At 51.0% G+C, this 23,613-nt stretch carries 23 protein-coding genes; 10 read left to right on the top strand and 13 right to left on the bottom strand.

Translation table 11 applies throughout. The features are described from left to right. Window positions 1-2 precede the first annotated feature (2 nt). The gene (locus tag Q4526_RS01235; RefSeq protein ID WP_215974890.1) at window positions 3-1,565 is read right to left on the bottom strand and encodes a cation:proton antiporter family protein; all 1,563 of its coding nucleotides are present in this window, start codon (window positions 1,563-1,565) and stop codon (window positions 3-5) included. Window positions 1,566-1,748: 183 nt separating this feature from the next. On the opposite strand from Q4526_RS01235, the gene Q4526_RS01240 reads away from it, so the two are divergent. Genes Q4526_RS01240 through Q4526_RS01260 form a run of 5 tightly spaced genes read left to right on the top strand, consistent with a single transcriptional unit; the run spans window position 1,749 to window position 3,546 of the window. Continuing rightward, window positions 1,749-2,063, top strand: a complete 315-nt coding sequence (locus Q4526_RS01240; RefSeq protein ID WP_215974891.1) for a multidrug efflux SMR transporter — start codon at window positions 1,749-1,751, stop codon at window positions 2,061-2,063. A 9-nt stretch (window positions 2,064-2,072) separates the two neighbouring features. Beyond that, window positions 2,073-2,441: a PH domain-containing protein gene (locus Q4526_RS01245; RefSeq protein WP_215974892.1), complete on the top strand. Its 369-nt coding sequence runs from the start codon at window positions 2,073-2,075 to the stop codon at window positions 2,439-2,441. A gap of 12 nt (window positions 2,442-2,453) precedes the next feature. Next, window positions 2,454-2,762 carry a hypothetical protein gene (locus tag Q4526_RS01250; protein WP_215974893.1) on the top strand — a complete coding sequence of 103 codons (309 nt, stop codon included), beginning with the start codon at window positions 2,454-2,456 and terminating at the stop codon, window positions 2,760-2,762. Window positions 2,763-2,780: 18 nt separating this feature from the next. After that, entirely contained in the window at window positions 2,781-3,335 is a 555-nt protein-coding gene (locus Q4526_RS01255; RefSeq protein ID WP_215974894.1) for a porin family protein, read from the top strand. Window positions 3,336-3,357: 22 nt separating this feature from the next. After that, entirely contained in the window at window positions 3,358-3,546 is a 189-nt protein-coding gene (locus tag Q4526_RS01260; protein WP_215974895.1) for a CPXCG motif-containing cysteine-rich protein, read from the top strand. Between the two features lie 8 nt (window positions 3,547-3,554). On the opposite strand, the gene Q4526_RS01265 is transcribed toward Q4526_RS01260, so the two are convergent. Beyond that, window positions 3,555-4,088, bottom strand: coding sequence for a glutathione peroxidase (locus Q4526_RS01265; protein ID WP_215974896.1), 534 nt, complete (start codon window positions 4,086-4,088; stop codon window positions 3,555-3,557). 275 nt (window positions 4,089-4,363) lie between these two features. On the opposite strand from Q4526_RS01265, the gene Q4526_RS01270 reads away from it, so the two are divergent. Continuing rightward, window positions 4,364-5,098 carry a 16S rRNA (uracil(1498)-N(3))-methyltransferase gene (locus Q4526_RS01270; protein ID WP_215974897.1) on the top strand — a complete coding sequence of 245 codons (735 nt, stop codon included), beginning with the start codon at window positions 4,364-4,366 and terminating at the stop codon, window positions 5,096-5,098. 11 nt (window positions 5,099-5,109) lie between these two features. On the opposite strand, the gene Q4526_RS01275 is transcribed toward Q4526_RS01270, so the two are convergent. The 9 genes from Q4526_RS01275 to pilG form a co-directional block, all read right to left on the bottom strand. Then, complete coding sequence (locus Q4526_RS01275) at window positions 5,110-5,634, bottom strand: hypothetical protein (protein ID WP_215974898.1); 525 nt, start codon at window positions 5,632-5,634, stop codon at window positions 5,110-5,112. A gap of 24 nt (window positions 5,635-5,658) precedes the next feature. Then, the gene (locus Q4526_RS01280) at window positions 5,659-6,144 is read right to left on the bottom strand and encodes a chemotaxis protein CheW (protein ID WP_215974899.1); all 486 of its coding nucleotides are present in this window, start codon (window positions 6,142-6,144) and stop codon (window positions 5,659-5,661) included. Then, window positions 6,116-7,141, bottom strand: a complete 1,026-nt coding sequence (locus Q4526_RS01285; RefSeq protein WP_215974900.1) for a chemotaxis protein CheB — start codon at window positions 7,139-7,141, stop codon at window positions 6,116-6,118. Before Q4526_RS01285 ends, Q4526_RS01280 begins: the two co-directional genes overlap by 29 nt. Continuing rightward, complete coding sequence (locus Q4526_RS01290; protein WP_215974901.1) at window positions 7,142-13,267, bottom strand: Hpt domain-containing protein; 6,126 nt, start codon at window positions 13,265-13,267, stop codon at window positions 7,142-7,144. Window positions 13,268-13,290: 23 nt separating this feature from the next. Further along, window positions 13,291-14,142, bottom strand: a complete 852-nt coding sequence (locus tag Q4526_RS01295) for a protein-glutamate O-methyltransferase CheR (RefSeq protein WP_215974902.1) — start codon at window positions 14,140-14,142, stop codon at window positions 13,291-13,293. Between the two features lie 38 nt (window positions 14,143-14,180). Continuing rightward, a complete protein-coding gene (locus Q4526_RS01300; RefSeq protein WP_215974903.1) occupies window positions 14,181-16,406 on the bottom strand; it encodes a methyl-accepting chemotaxis protein in 2,226 nt (741 codons plus the stop codon). Between the two features lie 106 nt (window positions 16,407-16,512). Next, window positions 16,513-17,055 carry a chemotaxis protein CheW gene (locus tag Q4526_RS01305; RefSeq protein WP_215974904.1) on the bottom strand — a complete coding sequence of 181 codons (543 nt, stop codon included), beginning with the start codon at window positions 17,053-17,055 and terminating at the stop codon, window positions 16,513-16,515. A gap of 46 nt (window positions 17,056-17,101) precedes the next feature. Further along, the gene (pilH, locus tag Q4526_RS01310; protein WP_215974905.1) at window positions 17,102-17,464 is read right to left on the bottom strand and encodes a twitching motility response regulator PilH; all 363 of its coding nucleotides are present in this window, start codon (window positions 17,462-17,464) and stop codon (window positions 17,102-17,104) included. Between the two features lie 45 nt (window positions 17,465-17,509). Continuing rightward, the gene (gene pilG / locus Q4526_RS01315) at window positions 17,510-17,905 is read right to left on the bottom strand and encodes a twitching motility response regulator PilG (RefSeq protein WP_215974906.1); all 396 of its coding nucleotides are present in this window, start codon (window positions 17,903-17,905) and stop codon (window positions 17,510-17,512) included. Window positions 17,906-18,205: 300 nt separating this feature from the next. Here pilG and gshB point away from each other — a divergent pair, with 300 nt between their 5' ends. From gshB to ruvX, 4 genes are all read left to right on the top strand, one after another. Then, window positions 18,206-19,168 (top strand): glutathione synthase, encoded by a 963-nt coding sequence (gshB, locus tag Q4526_RS01320; protein WP_215974907.1) that lies wholly within the window; start codon window positions 18,206-18,208, stop codon window positions 19,166-19,168. Further along, the gene (locus Q4526_RS01325; RefSeq protein ID WP_215974908.1) at window positions 19,165-20,076 is read left to right on the top strand and encodes an energy transducer TonB; all 912 of its coding nucleotides are present in this window, start codon (window positions 19,165-19,167) and stop codon (window positions 20,074-20,076) included. Before gshB ends, Q4526_RS01325 begins: the two co-directional genes overlap by 4 nt. 81 nt (window positions 20,077-20,157) lie before the next feature. After that, window positions 20,158-20,763, top strand: coding sequence for a YqgE/AlgH family protein (locus tag Q4526_RS01330; RefSeq protein ID WP_215974909.1), 606 nt, complete (start codon window positions 20,158-20,160; stop codon window positions 20,761-20,763). After that, window positions 20,763-21,191 carry a Holliday junction resolvase RuvX gene (ruvX, locus tag Q4526_RS01335; protein WP_215974910.1) on the top strand — a complete coding sequence of 143 codons (429 nt, stop codon included), beginning with the start codon at window positions 20,763-20,765 and terminating at the stop codon, window positions 21,189-21,191. The genes Q4526_RS01330 and ruvX overlap by 1 nt, the downstream gene beginning before the upstream one ends. A 144-nt stretch (window positions 21,192-21,335) precedes the next feature. Here ruvX and Q4526_RS01340 read toward each other — a convergent pair whose 3' ends face one another. Both Q4526_RS01340 and Q4526_RS01345 read right to left on the bottom strand, forming a co-directional pair. Continuing rightward, on the bottom strand, window positions 21,336-22,481 hold the full coding sequence (locus tag Q4526_RS01340; RefSeq protein WP_215974911.1) for a PilT/PilU family type 4a pilus ATPase: 1,146 nt from the start codon (window positions 22,479-22,481) through the stop codon (window positions 21,336-21,338). 84 nt (window positions 22,482-22,565) lie between these two features. After that, on the bottom strand, window positions 22,566-23,600 hold the full coding sequence (locus Q4526_RS01345; RefSeq protein WP_215974912.1) for a type IV pilus twitching motility protein PilT: 1,035 nt from the start codon (window positions 23,598-23,600) through the stop codon (window positions 22,566-22,568). Window positions 23,601-23,613 lie beyond the last annotated feature (13 nt).

Consider the following 23,613-nt stretch of genomic DNA (forward strand, 5'->3'; position numbering starts at 1 on the left):
GATTAACCGTCTGCCAATGAACGCGAGTACACTTCCTCTTGCACATGCTCAGCCAAGCCGACACCAGCTTCCGACATGGTTAAATAGGTTTCATCGGCGCCGGCGGCGTTAATTTTATCGGCTTCGTCCTGAAACAGAGTATGCGAGGCAATAAAGCCGGTAAAGCCGCGCTGGCGCAACTGTTTGACCGCAATCATTTTAGCCTCGATATCGCTCATACTAAGGATGACCGCACGCACACTGTCCATTTTCAACCCCTGCCAAAAGACTTGGTCCTCGGCATCGGCAAATAACACCGAGCGCCCTTCACGCCGGTGCCGATCGACCTTACCTGGATCGGAGTCCAACGCAATTAAGCCCGGCACCTTGTCTTTAAGCTGTTCATACGCCGCCGTTCCCGTGCGCCCCATACCAAAGATCAGCACCTCAGCCTCGCCGAGGGAGATGGGTTGCTGATCTGGGTGATGTAGGTTGCGCTCAAAACCCAACAACTTATTGGCTAAGCGTTCGTAAAATGGGTGGGCAATACGATTTAACGGCGCTGATACCACAAACGATACAGCAACCGTCAGTGCTAAGGGCACCAGCCATTGGGGCAAAATAATCGCCGCCACAATCAGACCAAACTCACTGTAATTGGTGAGCGCCAGCGATGTCAGAAAAGCACTGCGAGCGCGCAGTTTAAACACGATCAGTAGCACAAAAAACAACAGGCCTTTCAAAGGCAAGGCCAAGGTGGCTGCTCCGGCCAGTATTAGCGCATCCATTCCGGGCAAGCCACTCATGCCAATTTGTAAAAAGAAGCCGACCAAAAAGACCTCTTTGATGCTCCACAGGGAGTTGGACAGCTCGGTGGCACGCTTGTGCTTGGCTAACAAAACCCCAAACGCCAGCGCACCCAATTCGGAGCTTAACCCCAGCGCCTCAAAACCCAAGCCGCCAATAACCAGAGCTAACAACAAGCCAAGGAGCACCATCAGCTCATCGTGACCGCAAACATCCAGTAACTTAAACAACAGGGGGCGGACCAGCGGCAGCGCAAACACCAATAGCGCCCACACCGAAGGAGAGGTGCCCCCGGCCACACTGATCACCAGCAGCGCCAACAAATCTTGTATTACCAAAATACCAATAGCCACTCGGCCGTGGAAGGCCCGCAGCTCGCGCTTACTGTCCAGCACCTTAGCCGCCAGTACGGTACTGGAGAACGACAGCGCCACCCCGAGCAGCAGCGCCTCGTACGCAGTAATATCGAGCAGAAGATAGATACCGGGGGTTAATAGCGCTACCGAGGCGACAAAATGCAGTAAACCACCGCCAATGACCTCCGGCTGAACCAGGTTGCGTACGCGCAATTTAAGGCCGACCGTAAACAGCAACAGCAACACACCTAAGTGCGCCAAGTGTGAGATCACCTCATCACCGTGTTCCGGCAAAGTGGTATAATACTCCAGCCCACTGATAGCAAAGCCTGCGGCAAGGTATCCCACCAGTGGCGGCAAGCCCACTGCCCGCACTAACAACCCCAAGCTAAACGCAAAGGCAATCCACACGGCTTCTAACATAATGACTTAAAGTCTCTTTTCCCTATTGAAGTTTAACTATATCAACCTTAGATTAGTCGATGCTATAGCTTGATACCGACCGCTGTCGGCTGCGGGGCAACCCGACTTAGCCAACAGCGCCCTGTGGGACGACCCACAGGCTACCTGCATAAGGGGACGGCCCCACCTCGAGATTGCTCCATTATGTCCTGGATATTACTGTTTTTTGCCGGCTTGCTGGAAATTGCTTGGGCGACCGGGCTCAAATATACCGATGGCTTTACCCGCCTGTGGCCTACCTTGTTCACTCTTATTGCCGTCGTGGGCAGCTTAGCGTTGCTGGCTCTGGCCCTGCGCCAACTGCCCCTAAGTACTGCGTATACGGTTTGGATGGGGTTTGGCGCGATGGGGACGGTTATTACGGGGTATTTCTTGTTCGGCGAGCAGCTCGGTGCTTTGCGCCTAGGTAGTATTGCCCTTATACTCGTGGGCATTGTTGGATTAAAACTCACGAGCTAGGCTAACTACATGAAAGAGCTTTACGCAGCCAACCCGGTAATGTTCAAAAACAACCCTCTAGGGTTTATTGCGACTTTAATTCTTTGCTTAGTAGGCATCGGCTTCATCATTTTTCTGGTGTGGCACTTAAAAAACAAATCATCGCGTCTGGTTGTTACCGACGAAGACGTTTTGTTTGAGCAGGGCCTGCTCAGCAAAGAGCGCTCCGAGCTCAATATCAAGAGTATTCGCACGGTTAAGGTCAAACAGTCCTTCTGGAATCGCGTTTTTGGTACTGGCACTATCGAGCTGTATACCGCAGGTGACTCACCAGAAATTGTCGCCAAAGGACTGCCCGATCCGAATACCGTGCGCGATATTATTAAAGCCAACGACTAACGAGGCGCCACCGTGAGCAGCGACGACAAAGACAAGACTCAAGCACGGGCGACATTAGTCGCCCTCGTCGTTGTAGGCTTGCTCGCCCTGGCTGCCACTGTACTGGCGCTACCTTTGCTAGGGGAAGCGACCGACGGCATTTTTAGTGCTGGTGTAGGTCTTAAAGATGCCGCTGTTATTTCATTTTTCGTCACCATGGCGCTGCTGGTTGTATTTGCCATTAGTTCAGGTGATGGTCTGATCGGTGAGCTGCAATTTATACTGGGAGGATTCTTCTCCTTCTTTATTGTGATCTGGCTATTGATTGCCTGGATCTTTTAACGTCAAGGTTAAACGATTATGAAACTGTCCCAAATGATTTCTGCTCTAGTTTTACCCACTGCATTATTGTTTTGTGGCTCTGCTTTAGCCGATAGCAATCGAGGTTTTTTTGCCGGGGTTGGCGCCTCAGCGGTGAATGTCGACGACAGTCCTTCGTTTCACAAAGCCAACCTGTGGACTGCAGAGATCTTTGGCGGCTACAAACACAATGCTTGGCTGGGCGGTGAAGTTCGTTACAGTGAAGGGCTGGGCAATGAAGAGCTAAGGCTAGAAGCGGATGTACCCAGTACAGTAAAAATGGATATCGATAACTCGATGAGTGTTTACTACCGCGCCGAGGCCGTAAACCAAACCGGTAGTTTTTACGCACTTCTCGGCTACACCGACTTGGAATACACCGTTGTGGGCAATGGCGCCACGGCCACTATTTCAGAAGATGATTTCTCTTGGGGGCTTGGTGCAGGCTTTAAAATAGCGCCCAAAATAAACTTAAATTTTGAATATCGAAGCTTAATCCACGTGCAGGACCAGCGCTTCACCACCATTACTACCTCCTTAGACTATCGCTTCTAAGGTTTTATAACGGATACCAGCGATGAATGGTTTATTAGAACATTCCGCGCACTGCCCTTTTTGCGACGCCCAGCTGACATTATTAATTGATACATCAGCTGGGGCCGACCACTCTTACACCGAAGATTGCCACGTCTGCTGCCAACCCATCTTGATACATTTGCATCAGGACAGTGACGGCCACTGGGATATTTCTCTGGAACAAGAATAATCGGCTTGTTATAGCGCCGCTTCTATTGCTTTGGTCAGCGCCTCGCTATTAGGCGCCGTTCGACTGTCGAAGTGCTTCACCGCACCCGTTTTTGGGTTGATTAGGTATTTATTGAAATTCCAGCTAGGCGCTACGGTTTGCTCGGCCAACCAGCGAAATAACGCATTGGCCTCAGTGCCGGTCACCTCGGTGGGCGCCAGCATGGTAAAACTCACCCCGTAATTGGTATAACAGATGTCGGCCGCTTCGGCTTCCGATTTTGCTGCCTGCTTAAACGCGTTACTGGCAAAACCGATCACCACCAACCCCTCAGCTTGGTATTTTTGATGCAGCGCTTCGAGCCCCGAAAACTGTTTGGTATAACCACAGTGACTGGCGGTATTCACCACTAGAGCGGGCTTTTTATTGATAACGTCACATAAATTCACTGACTCGGAAGCATGAAGCTTGCGATACTCTCCGCCCAAGTGCTCTGGGCAACTTTCGGCGAGGGCATTCATCCCCAATGATAACAACAGCCCAAATAATGCAAATTGTCGCATACTCCGCTCCTGTGACGAGTTTTTTGGCTCATATCCATCCCTCAAGTTCCCAGCTTAAACTCGCAAGGGTCGCTATTTGGGTTAAAATACGCATTCAAAATTTTAGGGTTATGATCCGCTGACCATTAACAATCTCAAGGCAAGCAATACAAGTGATAAAGCACTCTCGATGGGTAAATCATGTGCTGTAAACCCGATACAATCATTACTATAGCCTCCTTGTTGGTATCTCAGCGGCCAAACCCAGCTTACTCCTTTCTGGTACAGGTTACAGTATGCGTATACCCAGAATTTATACCGAGCAACCCTTAACCCCTGACACAACTCTCGAACTCGGGGGTGACACAGCTCACTACATCAGCCGCGTATTGCGTATGAGCGAAGGGCGAGAGCTGGAACTGTTTAACGGCCAGGGCGGTGCATATCGGGGCACTTTGGGTCAGGTAGGTAAAAAATGTGTGACTATCGCTCTCGGTGAATTTTTACCCGGCGATCGTGAATCGCCTCTGGGGATTGAACTGGCGATTGGGCTGTCTCGAGGGGAGCGCTTCGACACGGTATTACAAAAAGCCACTGAACTGGGTGTCAAACGTATCGTACCGCTACTAACCGAGCGTACTGAGGTAAAACTGAAAGGCGACAGGCTCGCTAAAAAGTGGCAGCACTGGCGCCAAATCACCATCAGTGCCTGTGAGCAATGCCAGCGCAATCACCCCCCCGAATTAGCCGAGCTTACAACGCTGACTGATTACCTGCCGTTAGCCGCAGGGGATCACAAATATGTACTGCACCATCGCGACAACCAGAGTTTAGCCGTTGGTGATTCGCCCCCCTCATCGGCAGCCTTACTGGTGGGCCCCGAGGGTGGCTTAAGCGATATAGAAATTACTGCAGCTCAAGGGGCAGGCTTTACAGCATTAACCTTGGGTCCTAGGGTTTTGCGTACCGAGACCGCCCCACTCTCCGCAATCTCTATACTGCAGTATCTCTGGGGCGACTTACAAAATTGAGCTGTGGCTGATCAGTCATCAACGGTTTCGTGAATCACTAACTCACTGCGAGTTTCCACAAAGTAAAAGTAGAACGGGCGAATGCTTAACGCGTCTTCCTCGGGACAGACCTCGGAGGTATCTACACTAAGCGGCGCATAGTCGACATTAACCTGCGCGGCATCGTCATCGATTACCTGCGCCGACACCGACTGTAACTCAAGGGCGTAGTCACAATTATTATCGTCGCGATCACCCATGTCGATGAGTACAACTTGCCCTTCATCAAAGTCAGGATCGAAAGCCAGTGCTTGATCGGTGTAGCGATCGAGAAACAAAAAGTAATTGTCTTCATCGCGCAACACTAACAATTGCTTTTGGCCATCAATAGCCAGTAAGGGTTGCTCGTCACTGATAACACGGCGCACACTAATGCTTTCTACCGTTTCGTCGTCATCATCTGTTACCCCTGGATCGAACGGTTCATCCCGCTCTGCACCACAAGCACTGGCAAGCAGTGCCAGTATCAACCAAACAACTAACCCTTTGGGTTGCATACATTTCCTGCTATTCATACTGTGTTAGAAATTATGGCGTGCCTTCAGATAGGCCTGCTCCATGCGAACAATCGATGGAATAGCAGCCAACTCACCCGACCAGCTCACGGCCATATCGTCGTATGTGTCGTGAGGCGCGTCTTTGGTTTCTGCGATTTCATCGGGTGTAACCCGCGCCAAACGAGGTAACCCCTGAGTTAAAATGGCGATAAAGCCAAGATCTTCATCTTCGCCTGATGTGTTGAGTACGGCGATACGCGAGCGCGAGTTAATCGTTGGTTTAGCGTGGCCATTGAGTAACTCATAGGACATTAGCGGTATATTGCGCTCGCGCCAAGGGAAATCGCCCAGCAACCATTCGGGGCTATTGGCCACGGGTAAAATTTGCGCGACCGGCACAATTTCTGCCACGGTTACGTTGGGCATCAGCAGTAACTTGTCGACAATAGGGATCAACAAGCTCGCGATTTCCTGATGTGAATCAGATTCGATGTATTGCTGAGCTCTCATGAGCGAACGGTTCCTCAGTAAATGGTTCTTGCTTGTGCAAACGTTGAGCCAGCGCCTGAGCGAGCTCATTCGGTTTTGCACTAAATTCAACGCAATCTGTTGCGATGGCCGCGGTGGGCATGGAATCAACCACGCAATCATCCAGCGCTTGAGCCCAAACCGCGCCACCTTGCTGCTTGATAAACCGGCAGCTAGCCGAGCCGTCTTCTCCCATCCCTGAAAACACAATCATGCCACAGCGGTTGCGGTGGGAACGGGCTAAATTTGCTGCCAGCTGATCAATCGAGGGCTGGTAACAGCCACCCCATGGCTCATCGTGCAAAATCAACGTACTATTTTCTTGCACCTCTACTCGTTGCATAGGGTCAACCAAGGTAACGGTATTGGCCTGAATGACCGAACCCTGTTCTCCCATCACAGCAGGATACTCTCCAGCGCGACTCACCATGTTCATTAATGTGGGCGAATAGCCCTCATTAATGTGCTGAACATAAAGAAAACCCAAACCTAGATTAGGCTCTAAGGCCTGCAAAAAATTGCACACCGCTGCCGGCCCTCCGGTGGAGGCTGCCAGTATCCAGACCTCTGGCGCGGCTTGTTGATGTTGCAGGTTAACCTCGCCAATCAGCCGCTGCAGGCGCGACTTAATTTTCCTAATCCACGCTAGGCGATCGGCCGGCGTTGATCCAAGTTCACTGCTGTCATTCAGTATCACCGGCTGCGAAGCCGACAATAATGCGTTTAAAATAGGCGCGCCGGGTACATATCCGGCATCGTCTTCGGCGTGAATAATGTCCACCAGCCAAGCATCCAAGCCACTGATACGATCTAAATCATCCAGTGACAGTATGGGTACTTCGGTTTGCTTATCGTCATCCACTGACGGCACCAAGGCGCAATATTCAATTTTTTGCCCTGTCTGACCCACGGCGGTTTTCAACAGGGATAATTTCGCTTCGCTATCGACCAATACTCCCAGTCGCAGCGGTGCGCTCATCTATTCGTCCTCACTTCCATCAACCAATTCTTTGATATTGGTCAGCAGGATATCTTCTTGGTAGGGCTTACCCATATAGCGGTTCACCCCTAAGCCCAGTGCTCGCTCCCGATGTTTGTCACCGGTACGTGAGGTAATCATAATAATGGGCAAATGTTTTAATCGCGAGCTGGTGCGAATGTTTTTTGCGACCTCAAAACCATCCATACGCGGCATTTCAATATCCAGCAGCATGACATCAGGAATATGGTCCTGCAGCAGTAATATGGCTTCGGCACCGTCTTTGGCGGTGATTACATTGTAACCTTCACGCTCCAAGAAGCGCCCGGTAACTTTACGTACGGTTACAGAGTCATCCACCACCATAACGGTTTTTTCTACGTCGTCTTCTTGCGCTACCTCTTTAATAGCAAACGGCTCAAGCAACGTGGATTCAGCCAAGCCGAGAGCAAGTTGCTCACGAATCAGCGCGTGCAGATCGAGGATCACAACCACCGAGCCATCCCCCATTACGGTCGCGCCTGAAACACCACTCACCGCACTGAACTGAGCACCCAAGGTTTTTACCACAATTTCGCGGCTACCCATAAGGCGGTCAACTTGTAGTGCAACGGTATTTTCTGCACTGCGCACCAACACAACGGGCAGCGGTAGCGATTGACTGTCCAGCTTCGGCAGTGCCTCACTGTCTAGTAAGGCACCCAAATAACGCACCAAATATTGCTCGCCGGCGTACTCGAAGCGGGCCGATTCATCTTGGTAGTAATGCTCTAATTCAAACGGGCTAACCCGCACAATACCTTCAATGGTATTGAGTGGAATCGCGTAGTAATCGTCGCCGATTTGCACCATCAGAGCGCGGTTCACCGATACGGTAAATGGCAAGCGAACGGTAAATTCGGTGCCCTCACCCCAGCGTGAGGCGATAAACATAGCGCCACCTAGCTGCTTAATCTCGGAGTGCACTACGTCCATGCCCACACCGCGACCGGAAATCTGGGTAACCTTATCGGCCGTACTGAAACCGGCATGCAAAATAAACTGCATAATGTCCTGATCGGACAGCTGAGCATCATCGCTCATCAGACCGCGCTCAATGGCTTTGGCCCGCACACGCTCAAGGTTAATACCCCGACCATCATCGGTCAGACGCAAGACCACATCACCGCCTTCGCGAGACAGATTAAGCGATATTCGGCCGGCTTCATTTTTACCGGCCTGTTCGCGCTCTTCTTTGGTTTCAATACCGTGGTCAACGGCGTTACGCAGCATGTGCTCCAGCGGTGCAATCATGCGCTCTAGCACCGACCGGTCTAGCTCACCTTCAACGTTGTCGAGTTCAAAACTGACATCTTTACCCAAATCAGTGGCCGCCTGCCGTACAATCCGGCGCAAGCGAGGTACTAGACGTGTAAAGGGCACCATACGCGAACGCATTAGCCCTTCCTGCAAGTCGGTATTAATACGCGACTGTTGCAGCAATAGAGTTTCGGTGTCCCGAGTTTTGTCGGCCAGCGTCATACGCAAATCCAACAAATCGGAGGCCGACTCCACCAGCGATCGCGACAATTGCTGTAGGGCCGAGTAACGGTCCATTTCCAGCGGATCAAAATCTTCGTGCTGAGCTAACTGCTCTTGGCGGAACAATATTTGTGCTTCGGTTTCAATATCCAAACGGCGCAACTGCTCTTGCAGACGCTCAATGGTCGAGTCCATTTCATCCAAAGCCGTACCGACATCACCTACCTGCTCTTCTACACGCGAACGAGCAATCGATGTTTCACCGGCTAGGTTAACCAGCTCTTCCAACAATTCTGCCGATACTTTTACAACCTCTTGTGGACCACTTCGCTTGGCCGCTAGATGCTGTGCCTGCGCACCGGTGGTTGCGACCTGTCCCGAGCCGCCGCCAGGGCCTGATGCTTGTGGCTTTTGTTTCGGCTTGGGGGCAAACGGCAATATTTTTCCCTGCTCCCCTGTTTCAGTTTCAGCTGGACCCGGTATTGTCGCTGACGGCTGCTGGTCTACACCCGCCGACTCTTCAACTGGTGCTGCAGAGCCAACGGAATTTGGCGCTGTAGGGGCAGTCTCACCATTCAATTTTGCTCGAACCACCTGCACACCATGGTGGATACGATCTTGATAACTGACCAACTGCTTATGGATGGTTTCGTTCATATCGGCGATATTAAGTTCGATGATTTTACTTTCGAACTCATGGGTAAGATCACCCAACTCCGTTAAACCCGCCAGTCGAGCGCCACCTTTAAGGGTGTGCAAGCTACGCTTAAGCTCTTCGACACAATCTTGATTGTTCCAGTCTTCTTGCCAGTCGTGCAACGAGCGCTCAATATCTTCGTTGAGTTCGTCGGCCTCCTCCATGAAAATCTCTAAAATTTCTTCATCGAGTTCGTCTTCCACCTCAACATCTTCAGCAAAGGCGCTATCATCAATTTGTTCAACAGGTGCTTCAGTTTCTTCACTGACATTTAACTCTGCTGATTCTACTTCCGGCTCTGATTCTACTTCCGGCTCTGACTCTACTTCCAGCGCCGACTCTACTTCTGGTTCTGACTCTGATTCCGAACTAAGCTCAATTTCTATATCTAGCTCAGCTTCAATATCTGAATCAATGCCCGCAACGGGCAAAGATTCAACATTATCTGAGCCCTCTAAGTCGAGTTCACCTAAGTTAACTTCTTCCACATCGGGGGCGGGAATAGCAGAGAGTTCAATTTCTTCTTCACTAATACTGGCTTCGGCTTCGGCTTCGGCTTCGGCTAACAGACTAGCGCCAGGTGAAGCTCCGTCAAGCCATTGAGCCAGCGCCGCGTCTATGGCCGGTGGTATTGGCGTCAGGTTTTGCCCTGCAGCAACCGCGTCGACCATATCCAGCAGGGCGGTGTGCATTCGAATCAAGTCTGCACACAAATCAACTTGGCACTGTAGCTCGCCATTAATAATGCGCAGGTACACCTGATACAGTTTATCGCCCAAGCTCGCCATAGGGGGCAAGTTGGCATGTGCAGCCCCGCGGGTTAAATTTTTCAACTCGTCGATAACAGGCGACAGCTGGTCAACGGGTTCTGGCTGTTGCTGCCAAGCATTCAATAATTCATCGGCATCGAGAAGGACATTCATCTCCTCTGCCATAAAGATTGCCAATAGTTCAGGGTCGACTTGTCGCTTACCGTTAGCATCGCCCTCTTGCATTTTTGCCAAAGGCGCGACGTATATTTCCCTAAGTTCAGCGACACGTGCCAGATATTGATCTAGCTTGGGAATAACAACACTGGTGCCGTGATTGAGCTCTTCAAGCGCCTCATGGGTATAGCTAACACCGTCGCGCAGTAGCTGTAAAATATCGTCATTGATATTAATTTGATAGCTGCGCAATTCTTTGACAAATTTTTCCAGCGGCGTTGCTAACTCGGCAATTGGCGTAATATCGGCCATATGCGCACTGCCTTTTAACGTGTGCAGTGCTCTTTGCATGTCATCGCTGGGTGGCTCAAATAAGGGGCGGGCCGCTTCCATACGATCGATATATTCTTGTACAAGGTGCAGATGTGTGAGCGCTTCGCTACTAAAAATGTCCCACAACTGTGCGTCATCATCGGCAGGGTCAATAGTTGAGGGTTCTTCTTGATCCTCTTCTATTTGATTACTTACATTATCGTCAGTGATTGGCGCTTCAGAGGCCTGACCCGACTCAGTCGACGCAAGGGGAATTAAATCAAACGGAGTCTCCCCACGAGAGAGCTGCTCACCCTGCTCTCGCATGCGACTGATCACATCGGGCTCTGGCGTAGGTTGCTTCTGGGCAAAGGCGTCAATCAAGCCAGGCAGCTTGAGGCGCACATTTTCAATGAAAGTGACGTGGTCCGTGCCGGGGTTGATTGTGCCATCGATAACACGATTGAGCATATTCTCCACAGCCCAAGCCAACTCACCTAAATCATGGGCGCCAACCATGCGCCCACTACCTTTAAGCGTATGGAACGCGCGGCGAAATTCTGTTAATGAATTACCATCTTCAAAGTCTTGCGCCCAGCGAGGAAAATACTCGGTAATTGCCTCGGTAACTTCACCGGCTTCTTCAATAAATATTTCGAGAATTTCGTCATCAACTTCGTCTTCGTCAGGCGCAGCTTCCTCAACCTGAACCACTGGAGGTGCAGATTCCTCTTCGCTTTCGATTAACGTTTCATTGTTGTCCAGCTCAGACTCAAGTGAACCATCAGAGCCAACTTCCACTTCTGAGTCGGTATCGATTTCTAAATCGACATCATCGGGCGATGCACTATCCGCATCAACCACAGAAGCATAGGCTTGCTGCAACTCGTGCTCATCACTGGAAATAACTGACTCGTGTTCGTCCGATTCGGCCTTGTCGTCTGCCGATGTAGATCCGGAAAACTTAGTAACCGCGTAACCCAGCTCCGCCACACTCTCTTCAGCCACTAATAACAGCAGATCATTTTCTTCTTCGCTGCTTTCACCGCTGAGCCGTTCTAAATAATATTCCACACTGGTGATCGCATCGGCCAGTGTATCCAGAGTTGTCCATTCAGGCGTCAGCTCTTTTTGCAATAACTGCTCTTCAATATAACGCGCACAAGCACTGAGAATACGACCGGGCCGAGGCAGCGGTACAATTTCTAAGCTGCCGCGAATATCGCGCAGCATTTGTGGCACTTTAACAAGATGTTCTCGATTCCACTGCGAAGCAATATATTCAACGATAGCGTCTTTCGCATGCTCTAAGCCATTGCGCGACTCACGCATAACGGAGGCTTTGGCATCGGAAAGTGTAATACCTGCCTGGTCTTTAACGACTTTATCGGGGCTTTTGCCCGCATTGGCGGCGAGCACATCTAGCTCACCTTCAATGTCGATGATTTGACCCGCAACGGCCATTAGTTGATCTGAAGTCAGCTCTGTCTGCCCTTCAACCGCAAGTTCTAATGCAGCGCCTTGATCAAGAATGGATCGACGCAAATCACCAATACCCAACACCGCCATGGTATCGGCTACACGCCTAATAATAGCAACTGCATCGCTCAGTGGTTTTTGTTTGTCAGCACCCGACAGACACAAATCTAATGCTTTTTTAACACCGTCCAGTTCAACCTTTAATGCAGTGACCACCGAACGCATGGCTTCAGGATCGGGGCTAGACAGAGAACTGTCACCACTGGCCTCCTCCTTGCCTTCTAGCAGGGCTGACTCTAACTGATACTGCTCATAGACCTGTTTAAGAAAGGAGCCACTGGCGAATCCCGGGGCATGCTTACCTGAGCGAGCCACGTAGTAAAGTAAGTTTTTCAGCAGCTCATCGTCGCTGGCCACTTGTAAAGCTTTTGTGCCATGCACAGCCAAAACTTTTATTTCACGATCCAGGCGCCGTAGAAGATTTTTAATAGACACACTCGACTCGACGGCATCCATTTCCAACGCTTCAGCTAAAGCCACCGCTATCTGCCAGAGACTTTGACGCGCGGTACCCGAGGTCAATCGATATAAACGCTGAAAAACTTTTTGCAAATACGCTAGGTTTTCATCGGCATTCACGGACTTAATAAAACCTGCCGCAGCGTACTGATACATTTGTCGTAATTTCAGTACAGTCGCCTTAAACTGGGCGTTATCTTTTAACAGATCGAGTGGTTCACCGCTGACTTTCTTCGCCGGCGACAGATCTGGCATAAATAAATTGGTGTCGGACAGCAATGACTCGCCGCGCACGGTGCGCAAATCATTTAACAAAGGCAAAACAACCAGTGGGTTGTCGCGGCGCGAAGATTTAACCTGATCTAAATAAATAGGAAATTGCAATATGGCGCGCATTAAAACTTCAGCGCCTTCACCAGGATTATCAATACTGTCGCCAATCATGGCCTGGGTTAATTGTTCCATTTCTTCGGCCAGCATAGCGGCGCCGTGGAACTCGACCATTTGCAAACTGCCGCGCACTTGATGAATGTGCGTCAGACAAAAGCGCAAGCGTGACTTATCGTTGGTATCCTGCACATAGGACTCCAGCGACTGCCTTGCTTGGGTAAGCGTTTCGGCAATTTCGTTAATTACCCAATCTAGGGCCGCGAAGTTGCGATTATCTGCCATCTAACGCCTTCCTCGTTGTTTTTTTACTGGTGACGGACATAGGCCTGAACTTCTTCGTTGGCAACGCGTTGCAACCGAGGGTGATCCCACTCCACCACTTCACCAACACCAATGATCAATGCGCCGCCGGGCTTTAAACGATCCACCAGCGAATTCAAAATATCGCGTCGCAACCAGCGACGAAAATACACTAGCAGGTTTTGGCAAAATATAACGTCCATTTGCACCGCTGGCATATCCTGAATTTGTAATACATTACCGTGAGTTAAACATACACGGTCACGCAGCTTACGAACCACTTCATAGCTGCCATCACTACACAAAGTGCAATAACGCTTGGACTCTTCTCCCGTCATGTTTTCCAATGATCGGGGCAAGTAGCGCCCGAGTCGCCCTTTAGCCAGTGCAGTAGAGCTGATATCGAGAGCGGTAACGCCGTAGTAGGGTTCAAGCTGAGCCAGCTCAAAGCAGTCATTAATGACCATAGCCAGCGAGTAAGGCTCTTCACCGGTAGAGCAGCCAACACTCCATACATCGAAGCTTTCAGTTAGTTGTTGATTATTGATTTTGTCTTGCAGTAGGCGTCTAACGAATTCAAAAGAGGCACGATGACGAAAAAAACTGGTTTCTTTAACCGCTATCCGATCGATTAAAATAGACCATTCTAAACGGCCCTGTAAGCCATCGGTCACCAGAGAATAATATTCGGCATAGCTGTCGTAACCCAATTCGCGCATGCGAATGGATAGTTGAGATTGCAGGAGCGACTTTTGCGGAAAAGAAAGATGAATACCCGCTCTCTCTTCCAGCAACGTCGCCCACTGACCAAACTCAGCGTCGCTTAGATCTGCAATGGTGCGTAAAGACCAGCCCATCGTATAGCCTGCCTAACTGACTGCGCCGAAGCTGTCAGTTACACCGTTTTCCTGCTGCCAGTAATATCCAAGTCATCATCGTCGTCACCGTCAATGTCGATTTCCACTTCGTCGTTCAAATCGACCACGTCGTTATCATCCAGGTCGACGACATCATCAAGCTCAATCTCTGCTTCTGGAGTTACATCAGTACCGATGGCAGGCGTTTGCCCAAAGCTAGACAAGTCCATTTCTCCGGAATCTTCTTCCGGTAGTTTGAAACCGGCTACCGATTCACGTAGATCCATGGCCATGGCAGCAAGATTACCAATCGACTGTGCCGTTGCACTGGTACCCGCGGATGTTTGAGTTGTAATCTCTTGAATAACATTCATCGTATTCGAGATATGACCGGCCGACGATGCCTGTTGACGGGCGGCGTTGGAGATGTTTTGAATCAATTCCGCCAAGCTGGTGGATACGTTTTCAATTTCTTCCAGTGCCACACCGGCGTCTTGTGCCAAACGCGCACCGCGCACCACCTCAGAGGTGGTTTGTTCCATCGAGATAACCGCTTCATTGGTATCGTTCTGAATGGTTTTAACCAGCGCTTCAATCTGTTTAGTCGCAGCAGCCGAACGTTCCGCAAGGCGCTGCACCTCATCCGCAACCACCGCGAAACCACGGCCTGCATCACCGGCCATCGAGGCCTGAATCGCAGCGTTAAGTGCCAGAATGTTGGTTTGGTCGGCGATGTCGTTAATCAAAGATACGATATCTCCAATCTCCTGAGATGACTCACCCAGTCGTTTAATACGCTTCGAGGTATCTTGAATCTGTTCGCGAATTGTATCCATACCATTGATGGTGTTTTGTACCACCTTGGCGCCATTGCTGGCGATGGATACCGCTCGCTCTGCCACCGCGGCAGATTCAGAGGCGTTGGCCGATACCTGATCAATGGTAACTGCCATTTCATTAACCGCAGCCGATGCCCCGGCAATCTCTTGCGCTTGGTGCTCAGATGCCTCGGCTAAATGTAGGGCAGTTTGCTGGGTTTCTTGCGCTGCAGCCGATACGTTTACGGCCGTTTCGTTAATGCGCGCCACCAAGATCCGCAGCTGGTCAATGGTGTAGTTAATCGAGTCAGCAATCGCACCGGTGAAATCCTCGGTTACCGTAGCGGTCGTAGTTAAGTCACCATCGGCCAAGTCGGCCAACTCATCAAGTAATCGCAAAATTGCTGTTTGGTTACGCTCATTGGCTTCGGCGGTCACCGCAAGACGTTTACGCGTACCTTGATACAACAAGAAGCCGATAACACCAAGAGCCAGAATAGCCGCAGCCACCAGCACTACCATCACGTTTTCATTGATTGGACGCTCGGTTTCCTGCGCCGTAATGGTGTCACTGATTTCACTCAATGCCTGCAGCAAAGCAGGGGTTTGATCGAGAATGATTTCTTCAGCTAAGCGCACAGCAAACAGCGGCTGAGCACCATCAAATATTGTTTGAATCGAACCACTGATGCCATCAAACAAAGTGGATACTTCTTCTAGGCTGGCACGGGCGTCGGGATCCGTTACCTGAGAAATACCCATCATGTCATCGCCACTTTGCATGGCGTTCAGTACTCGCTGGTATATATTGGCGTCGCGGTTAAACTGATCCGCCACTTTCGAAACATCGCTTTCGTCACCACCACGAAGCATTTTGTCAACGTTGCGCCCGATACGCTCGGCTCGCCATGACTGCATGCGCGCTTGCGATAGCTGCTCGGCTGGAGCATCCGTTTCCAGCAGAATTTCAGCAATAATATTATGCTGTGCCTGCAGGGTCGGCAGATTGGCGTTTAGCTCGCGACCTTTTTCATTAATGAAAACAATGTTTTCTTGGTTGTCCAGAATAATCGAGGCTTGGCCTTTCAGCTCTTTCCAAACCCCACCAAAATCATCAAACTCAGCGGTGAGCACCGAACGCAGCTCGGCGCTGCCATCTCGCAAACTGGCCCAGGTAGCATCCATCGTGCTAACAACCTGAGAAAGCTCTCCAAAGGCCTCCTCATCACCCGCGGTGGCGTCCCGCGTTAGACCTGTTAACCGGAACGCCTGAGCACGAAGCTCGGCCGCCTGTTGAAGATAGCGCTGATCGTTATCTGCATTGCGCTGTACGATGGTGAATACGACCGCCGCTGCGATCAAAAACACCACCAGCAAGACGCCGGCAAAAACAATCACAGGATTACCCTTGATCGTCGCAGCGATAGTTCTGGACTCAGTTTTCATTGACTCACTCCCGACCGACTTTTTTAGCTTGTTGTTCGTAAATTGAGAAAGAGCTGACACTAAAGGCCCACTCTTCTTTATCCATTGATATTCGTTTTAATGCACGCTAGTCGCGCGCCGCACTGATAAATCTTTGATCTTGGGCTAACTCAGACAACAAAAACACATTCCATTGCTGCTGTTCACCGATATAACTGCCCTGCACATAAGGGCGAATAGGATCTACGATATCGCCACTTTTTTGTTGGAACTCATCCACAGGGAAATGCTGCATACCAAAGACTTGGTCAACAATGAGGCCGCTGTACAGAGTTTCTGTCTCCAGAACTAGCACCCTGCGCCGCTTACGCCCCCCCACTAACCGACCGCCGCAAAAGGCGGCGAGATCAAACAGTGGGAGTAAACGACCGCGCACATTAGCAACACCCCGCACCCAAGGCTGGACACCCGGCAAGTGGGTGTAATGCGGTACCTCTAGCATTTCAGAGACTTCATCCATTGAGGCAATAAAGTAACTGCCTAACAGTGAAAAACCAATTCCACTCCATTGTTCGCGAGCATCAATCTGCGCCGGCAATCCCTGTGCGGCCTGCCGACTTTGATTCGCTAACTGAGCCAGAGCATGAAAAGCGCTCGATGCTTCTGCCATAGTTATGATCCGTTATTGTTTTTAATCCGGTGCGGATTCATTCCACTTATGCCATCACTTCGCTAATGGCATCCATCAACACATCTGTCGTGATTGGCTTAGCCAAATAGGCGCGAGCCCCCTGGCGCATGCCCCACACACGATCAGTTTGTTGATCCTTGGTAGTAACAATAATCACAGGAATATCAGCAGTTTCCGGCGCTTTGGTCAGCTGGCGTGTAGCCTGAAACCCATTTAAGCCCGGCATCACGATATCCATCAATACCAAATCGGGTAGTTCTTTTTTGGCCAAGGCCACACCCTCTTCGCCATTGGGTGCAGTCAAGACAGCGTGCCCACTTTTTTCCAACATGGTGGTTAATTTATACGTCTCAGTCGGCGAGTCGTCGATTATTAATACTCTAGCCATAGCGTCCCCGAGGTATCAAAAAGAGAAGTTGTTATTGGTTAATAATTACGAAGCCTGTGCTTGCTTTACGTGCTCTTCAATGGCACCTAGCAATTCGCTTTTACTAAACGGTTTCGTTAAATATTGATCCGACCCCACGATGCGACCCTTGGCCTTATCGAATAGACCGTCCTTACTGGACAGCATAATCACTGGGGTAGATTTAAATTCGGTATTGTTTTTAATCAACGCGCAGGTTTGATAACCGTCAAGACGAGGCATCATAATATCCACAAAGATAATATCCGGACGCGTATCGGCTATTTTTGCCAATGCATCAAAACCATCGGTGGCCGTAATCACGGTGCACCCGGCTTTTTTTAACAATGTTTCCGCGGTTCGACGAATCGTTTTGCTATCGTCGATGACCATTATTTTTAGACTTTCCAAACTCACGTCCATACCTGCTGACCTTTACGCTGGTTAGTATCGTTGAGGCCCAAAATGCGATCTGGTTCACGCCTGTCACCTTAATACGCATTTAAGCCGGCCGCAATAAATTCTATTGTTTTATTCTATGCTCAACTTTTAACATAGTTTGTAGGGTTAATCTATAACCGCCTGAATATATACGTAAATTAACTTTTTAAGCGTTTTGATATTCCACACAATTATGATGAAACAGGACTTGCGCAACCATCGCCAAGGGGATAACTTACGACTGCCTGACCATCTACGGACTGAACCAGCCGGATTAACACCATGAGCTTATCGATCGGCATTGTGATGGACCCCATCGCAAATATTGCCTACTACAAAGACACTACCCTCGCCCTGATGTTGGCCGCTCAAGCGCGCGGCCACAAACTCTACTACATGGAGATCACCGATCTCTATCAGTCTCAAGAGCAAGCCCGGGCCAGCATGTGCCCGATCGAAGTGTTCGACAACGGCGATTGCTGGTACAAACTAGGCCCAGTAGCCGATCGCCCACTGGGTGAATTAGACGCCATTTTGATGCGTAAAGACCCGCCCTTTGACACTGATTATATCTATAGCACGTATTTGCTTGAGGCTGCCCAAAGACAAGGGGCGCTGGTGGTCAACAACCCACGAAGCCTGCGCGACTGCAACGAAAAAATGTTTGCCACCCAATTTCCTCAATGCTGCCCACCGATGATTGTCAGCGCGCAAATGCAGCAGCTAAAAGCCTTTCATCGCGAGCATGGTGACGTCATTTTCAAACCTCTAGACGGCATGGGCGGCAGCAGTATCTTCCGCTGTAAAGGTGATGATCCCAATGTCGGCGTTATCTTAGAAACACTGACCAATCACGGCCAGCACCTAACCATGGCGCAAAAGTTTATTCCCGAGATCAGCAACGGCGATAAACGCATACTAGTGGTAAATGGCGAGGCCATCCCCTACGCCTTGGCGCGCATCCCCGCCGAAGGCGAAACCCGCGGCAATCTTGCTGCAGGCGGGCGCGGCGTGGCACAGCCTTTAACCGAACGTGATTACTGGATAGTCGATCAAGTCAAAGACTCCTTAGTAGAGCGCGGCCTGTATTTTGTTGGCCTAGACGTGATCGGTGACTACCTAACCGAAATTAATGTCACTAGCCCCACTTGTGCTCGCGAGATCGACCAGGCCTACGACACAGGCATTGGCGAGAAGTTAATCCAGTCGATTGAAAACAGCCTTAAAGCGATCCCGCACACATGAGCAGTCAAGCCCAGGTTGCGGTTGGCATCGACACCAGTGTTAAATCAGCGGATCGGCTGAGCTTTACCGTTTTTATTGCGGTTATTGCACATGCCATGCTGATTTTTGGTCTCAGCTTTACCATCCCCAAACCGAGCGATGCGGCCCCCACGCTGGAAATTACACTGGCCACCCACAGCACCGAAATCGCCCCGGAAGACGCCAACTTTCTCGCTCAGCACAACCAGGAGGCCAGTGGCACCGAGCTGGCTAACGAGCAACTTACGACCGATCAGCAGGCCGATTTTGCCGCCCCCACGGTGAATGACATCAATCCCATGGCGCAAGTACAGGCCGCCGATCAAACCGCCGATCAGCTCACCCAAGTCATCACCACTCAGGGTGAGTCTTCTCGCAACGTACAAAAACACAATGATGATATCAGCGAGCAACAAGAACAGGCGCGCGAAGGGCTGCCCGAAGAGCAACCGATGATTACCCCCGAAATCGCCAGCTTGCAAGCCAAGCTGGATCGTCAGCGCCAAGAGTACGCCAAGCGCCCTCGCGTACGTCGACTCACCTCGGTAGCCACCAAAACCGCCCCCGAGGCCGCCTATTTATTGGAGTGGGGCCGCAAGGTTGAACAGGTGGGCAACGCCAATTATCCCCAGCAGGCCCTCAGTCAGGGCATCACCGGCAAGCTGCGCATGACTGTCACGCTAAACGCCAATGGCACGATTCGCGATTTAGAGTTATCTGAGTCTTCTGGCGTAAGCATGCTCGACCAGGCCGCCTTACAAATCATTCGACTGGCCGCGCCCTTTGATCCCATTCCTGCCAGCGTGCGCGAAAAGTTTGACCAGCTGCAAATCATCCGCACCTGGAGCTTTGAGATCAATGGCCTATCGACGGCTGCAACCTCCGACTAATAAGCGACCGGCTCTTTTCTCGCCGCCGCCCGGGCCTAGATATCCCTTGAGTTTCCAACCCACAGCCCCCATATTCACGCCATGACGAATACAACATCAAGCAACACCCCCAACACCTCAAGCTTCGAGCTAGGCTCCCTGCGCAATCAATTTTTGATTGCCATGCCCGGCATGGAAGACCCCAACTTTATTCACAGTGTGACTTACATTTGTGAGCACTCCGACGATGGCGCTATGGGCTTGGTTATCAATCTGCCAATGGACATTACCTTGGCGGAAATTTATCAACAATTAGGCCTATCCTGTGACGACACATCCGCCCAGAGTACTGCTCTGGCCGGCGGCCCAGTCGGCGCTGAGCGCGGGTTTGTACTGCACCCCAATTTAGAACAACAGCGCTGGCAATCCACCACGTCCATTTCACCCCAAATCGCCCTGACCGCCTCAAAAGATATTCTCGAATCCATGAGTCGCGGTGAAGGGCCCGAGCACTATATCGTGGCGCTGGGTTACGCGGGCTGGGAGCAGGGCCAACTAGAGCAAGAGATTGCCGAAAACGCCTGGCTGACCGTGCCCGCAGATGATCAAATTTTATTCCACACCCCCGCCGAACAACGTTGGTCTGCCGCCGCTCGCGATCTGGGCATTGACCTTAACCTGATTTCCAATAGCGTCGGTCACGCCTAATGGCAGACAATATCAGTCTTATGGCCTTCGATTATGGTCTGCGCAGTATCGGTGTGGCCGTAGGTCAAACCGCCACCGGCAACGCCTCCGCCCTAACCGAACTGCGGGCCCGCGATGGCATCCCCAACTGGGATGAGATCAAACAACTGCTCGATGAATGGCAACCGGATTTAGTACTGGTGGGCTTGCCGCTGAATATGGACGATACGGAAAATGATTTTTGCCCGCGCGCACGCAAATTCGCCAATCGTATTCACGGCCGCTTCGGCCACCGGGTAGAAATGGTTGATGAGCGGCTCTCCAGCGTGGCCGCCAAAGAAGAACACCTCGCCGCAGGCGGCTCCACCCACTTTCGCAGCGACCCGGTAGACGCCATCGCGGCGAGGATTATATTGGAGACGTGGCTGGGCGAGAACACTGAACACTGAACACTGAATGCAGAATGCAGTTGTATTAATGCTTCTTGTAACGAGCCAAGAAACTTACCGCTGATCGTCAAACCAAAGGGCGCCCCTTTAAAGGGGCACCCTTTGGCCTTCTGCGTACTGCGTTCCGCTAAGGGCGAAGCCCCCTTAAAACATCCGCCCCCCACGCCCGCTATCTTCTTCCTCCATGGATAAACTATCGGCCGCGTTGGATAAGTAGGTGGCATCCGTTTCTGAACCGAGTTTGATCATCAAACGCAGGTCGTTGGGTGAGTCGGCGTGCGCCAAGGCGTCTTCGTAGGTAATTTCACCGCCGTCGTATAGGCTGTACAACGCCTGATCAAAGGTTTGCATGCCCAGCTCGGTGGATTTTTTCATCAATTCTTTTAGTTCGCCCACCTCACCTTTGCGAATCAAATCCGACATCAAGGGTGTATTGAGCAGCACTTCCAAACAGGCCCGGCGGCCCTTGCCATCCGGCGTTGGAATCAGCTGCTGGGCCACAATACCGCGCAAGTTAAGCGACAAGTCCATCCACAATTGACGGTGACGGTCGGCCGGGAAGAAGTGAATAATACGGTCCAGCGCCTGGTTGGCATTGTTGGCGTGCAAAGTACACAGGCACAAGTGACCAGTCTCGGCAAAAGCGATGGCGTGCTCCATGGTTTCGCGCGAGCGGACCTCACCAATCAAAATCACATCCGGCGCCTGACGCAGGGTGTTTTTCAGTGCCACCTCAAACGAGTCCGTATCAATTCCCACCTCGCGCTGGGTAATAATACAACCCTCGTGCTGGTGGATAAATTCAATGGGGTCCTCGATTGAAATAATATGCCCTTTGGAGTTGCGATTGCGATGGCCAATCATCGACGCCAGCGAGGTGGACTTACCGGTACCGGTTGCCCCCACAAACATGACCAACCCGCGCTTGGTCATGGCCAGCTCTTTAATAACCTCAGGCAAATTTAAATCATCAATCTTAGGAATCTGCGTTTCAATGCGACGCAACACCATACCTGCCAAATTGCGCTGATAAAAAGCACTGGCCCGGAAACGACCAATACCGCGGGCACTAATGGCAAAGTTAAGCTCTTTAAATTCTAGAAATTCTTTGCGCTGCTTTTCGTTCATGACTGACAGCACCAGCTCGCGCGCTTTTTCCGGCGCCAGCGGCGTTGCGGTGGCCGGCACCACTTTACCGTGCAGCTTGATAGATGGCGGCACACCAGCGGTCACAAATAAGTCCGATGCGTTCTTATCCACCATCAATTGTAATAATCGATCGAAATCCATAATAGGAACCCAAATATTTTATGTTTTCTCAACGACTTAAGCGCTGGCGGTGTACCTTGCACAACGCTTGAGCTTCCTGCGTTCTTAGAAATTTTCCGGCATCTTGGCTTTTTCTTTAGCCGCCTCGCGGGAAATAATACGGCGCGCCACCATGTCTTCCAAACATTGATCCATGGTCTGCATACCGACCGATGCCCCGGTTTGAATAGCCGAGTACATCTGCGCCACTTTATCCTCACGGATCAAGTTACGAATAGCTGGGGTGCCACGCATAATTTCATGAGCCGCAACCCGACCGCCGCCATTTTTCTTCATCAGCGTTTGCGAGATCACCGCCTGCAGTGATTCCGACAACATGGAACGCACCATGGCCTTTTCATTGGCAGGGAATACATCCACTACCCGGTCGATGGTTTTAGCCGCGCTGGTGGTGTGCAAGGTGCCAAACACCAAGTGGCCCGTCTCGGCCGCTGTGAGCGCCAACCGAATGGTTTCTAAGTCACGCAGCTCACCCACCAGAATAATATCCGGATCCTCACGCAACGCCGAGCGCAAGGCTTCACTAAAGCCGTGGGTGTCGCGGTGCACCTCACGTTGGTTGACCAAGCATTTTTTTGACTCGTGAACAAATTCGATCGGATCCTCAATGGTCAAAATATGTTCGTATTTGTTGTCATTGATGTAATCCATCATCGCCGCCAGGGTGGTGGACTTACCAGAACCGGTAGGTCCGGTCACCAAAACCAAGCCGCGCGGCACCGAACTGACGTCGCGAAACACTTGCCCCATACCCAACTCTTCCATGGTGAGCACCTTGGAAGGAATGGTACGGAATACTGCGCCGGCACCGCGGTTTTGATTAAAAGCGTTTACCCGAAAGCGGGCGACGCCTGGCACTTCGAATGAAAAGTCCGTTTCCAGAAACTCCTCAAAGTCTTTGCGTTGCTTGTCATTCATGATCTCGTAGATCAAACTATGCACCTGCTTGTGATCCATGGGGGGCAGGTTAATCCGCCGCACGTCCCCATCGACACGAATCATGGGCGGCAAGCCGGCCGAGAGGTGCAAATCTGAGGCGCCTTGTTTGGCGCTGAAGGCGAGGAGCTCCGTGATATCCATACAGCTAAACCCT

This window comes from Gilvimarinus sp. 2_MG-2023 (assembly GCF_030547685.1).
Lineage (GTDB): Bacteria > Pseudomonadota > Gammaproteobacteria > Pseudomonadales > Cellvibrionaceae > Gilvimarinus.

What these genes read in the sequence shown, in the direction of transcription:
- Q4526_RS01325 (WP_215974908.1), top strand. Translation starts at nt 19,165, where the DNA reads ATGAGCAGTCAAGCCCAGGTTGCGGTTGGCATCGACACCAGTGTTAAA.
- Q4526_RS01245 (WP_215974892.1), top strand. Translation starts at nt 2,073, where the DNA reads ATGAAAGAGCTTTACGCAGCCAACCCGGTAATGTTCAAAAACAACCCT.
- Q4526_RS01235 (WP_215974890.1), bottom strand. Translation starts at nt 1,565, where the DNA reads ATGTTAGAAGCCGTGTGGATTGCCTTTGCGTTTAGCTTGGGGTTGTTA.
- Q4526_RS01265 (WP_215974896.1), bottom strand. Translation starts at nt 4,088, where the DNA reads ATGCGACAATTTGCATTATTTGGGCTGTTGTTATCATTGGGGATGAAT.
- Q4526_RS01285 (WP_215974900.1), bottom strand. Translation starts at nt 7,141, where the DNA reads ATGAGCGCACCGCTGCGACTGGGAGTATTGGTCGATAGCGAAGCGAAA.
- Q4526_RS01330 (WP_215974909.1), top strand. Translation starts at nt 20,158, where the DNA reads ATGACGAATACAACATCAAGCAACACCCCCAACACCTCAAGCTTCGAG.
- Q4526_RS01280 (WP_215974899.1), bottom strand. Translation starts at nt 6,144, where the DNA reads ATGAGAGCTCAGCAATACATCGAATCTGATTCACATCAGGAAATCGCG.
- Q4526_RS01295 (WP_215974902.1), bottom strand. Translation starts at nt 14,142, where the DNA reads ATGGGCTGGTCTTTACGCACCATTGCAGATCTAAGCGACGCTGAGTTT.
- Q4526_RS01275 (WP_215974898.1), bottom strand. Translation starts at nt 5,634, where the DNA reads ATGCAACCCAAAGGGTTAGTTGTTTGGTTGATACTGGCACTGCTTGCC.
- Q4526_RS01300 (WP_215974903.1), bottom strand. Translation starts at nt 16,406, where the DNA reads ATGAAAACTGAGTCCAGAACTATCGCTGCGACGATCAAGGGTAATCCT.
- Q4526_RS01340 (WP_215974911.1), bottom strand. Translation starts at nt 22,481, where the DNA reads ATGGATTTCGATCGATTATTACAATTGATGGTGGATAAGAACGCATCG.
- ruvX (WP_215974910.1), top strand. Translation starts at nt 20,763, where the DNA reads ATGGCAGACAATATCAGTCTTATGGCCTTCGATTATGGTCTGCGCAGT.
- pilG (WP_215974906.1), bottom strand. Translation starts at nt 17,905, where the DNA reads ATGGACGTGAGTTTGGAAAGTCTAAAAATAATGGTCATCGACGATAGC.
- Q4526_RS01290 (WP_215974901.1), bottom strand. Translation starts at nt 13,267, where the DNA reads ATGGCAGATAATCGCAACTTCGCGGCCCTAGATTGGGTAATTAACGAA.
- Q4526_RS01345 (WP_215974912.1), bottom strand. Translation starts at nt 23,600, where the DNA reads ATGGATATCACGGAGCTCCTCGCCTTCAGCGCCAAACAAGGCGCCTCA.
- gshB (WP_215974907.1), top strand. Translation starts at nt 18,206, where the DNA reads ATGAGCTTATCGATCGGCATTGTGATGGACCCCATCGCAAATATTGCC.
- Q4526_RS01260 (WP_215974895.1), top strand. Translation starts at nt 3,358, where the DNA reads ATGAATGGTTTATTAGAACATTCCGCGCACTGCCCTTTTTGCGACGCC.
- Q4526_RS01305 (WP_215974904.1), bottom strand. Translation starts at nt 17,055, where the DNA reads ATGGCAGAAGCATCGAGCGCTTTTCATGCTCTGGCTCAGTTAGCGAAT.
- Q4526_RS01255 (WP_215974894.1), top strand. Translation starts at nt 2,781, where the DNA reads ATGAAACTGTCCCAAATGATTTCTGCTCTAGTTTTACCCACTGCATTA.
- pilH (WP_215974905.1), bottom strand. Translation starts at nt 17,464, where the DNA reads ATGGCTAGAGTATTAATAATCGACGACTCGCCGACTGAGACGTATAAA.
- Q4526_RS01270 (WP_215974897.1), top strand. Translation starts at nt 4,364, where the DNA reads ATGCGTATACCCAGAATTTATACCGAGCAACCCTTAACCCCTGACACA.
- Q4526_RS01240 (WP_215974891.1), top strand. Translation starts at nt 1,749, where the DNA reads ATGTCCTGGATATTACTGTTTTTTGCCGGCTTGCTGGAAATTGCTTGG.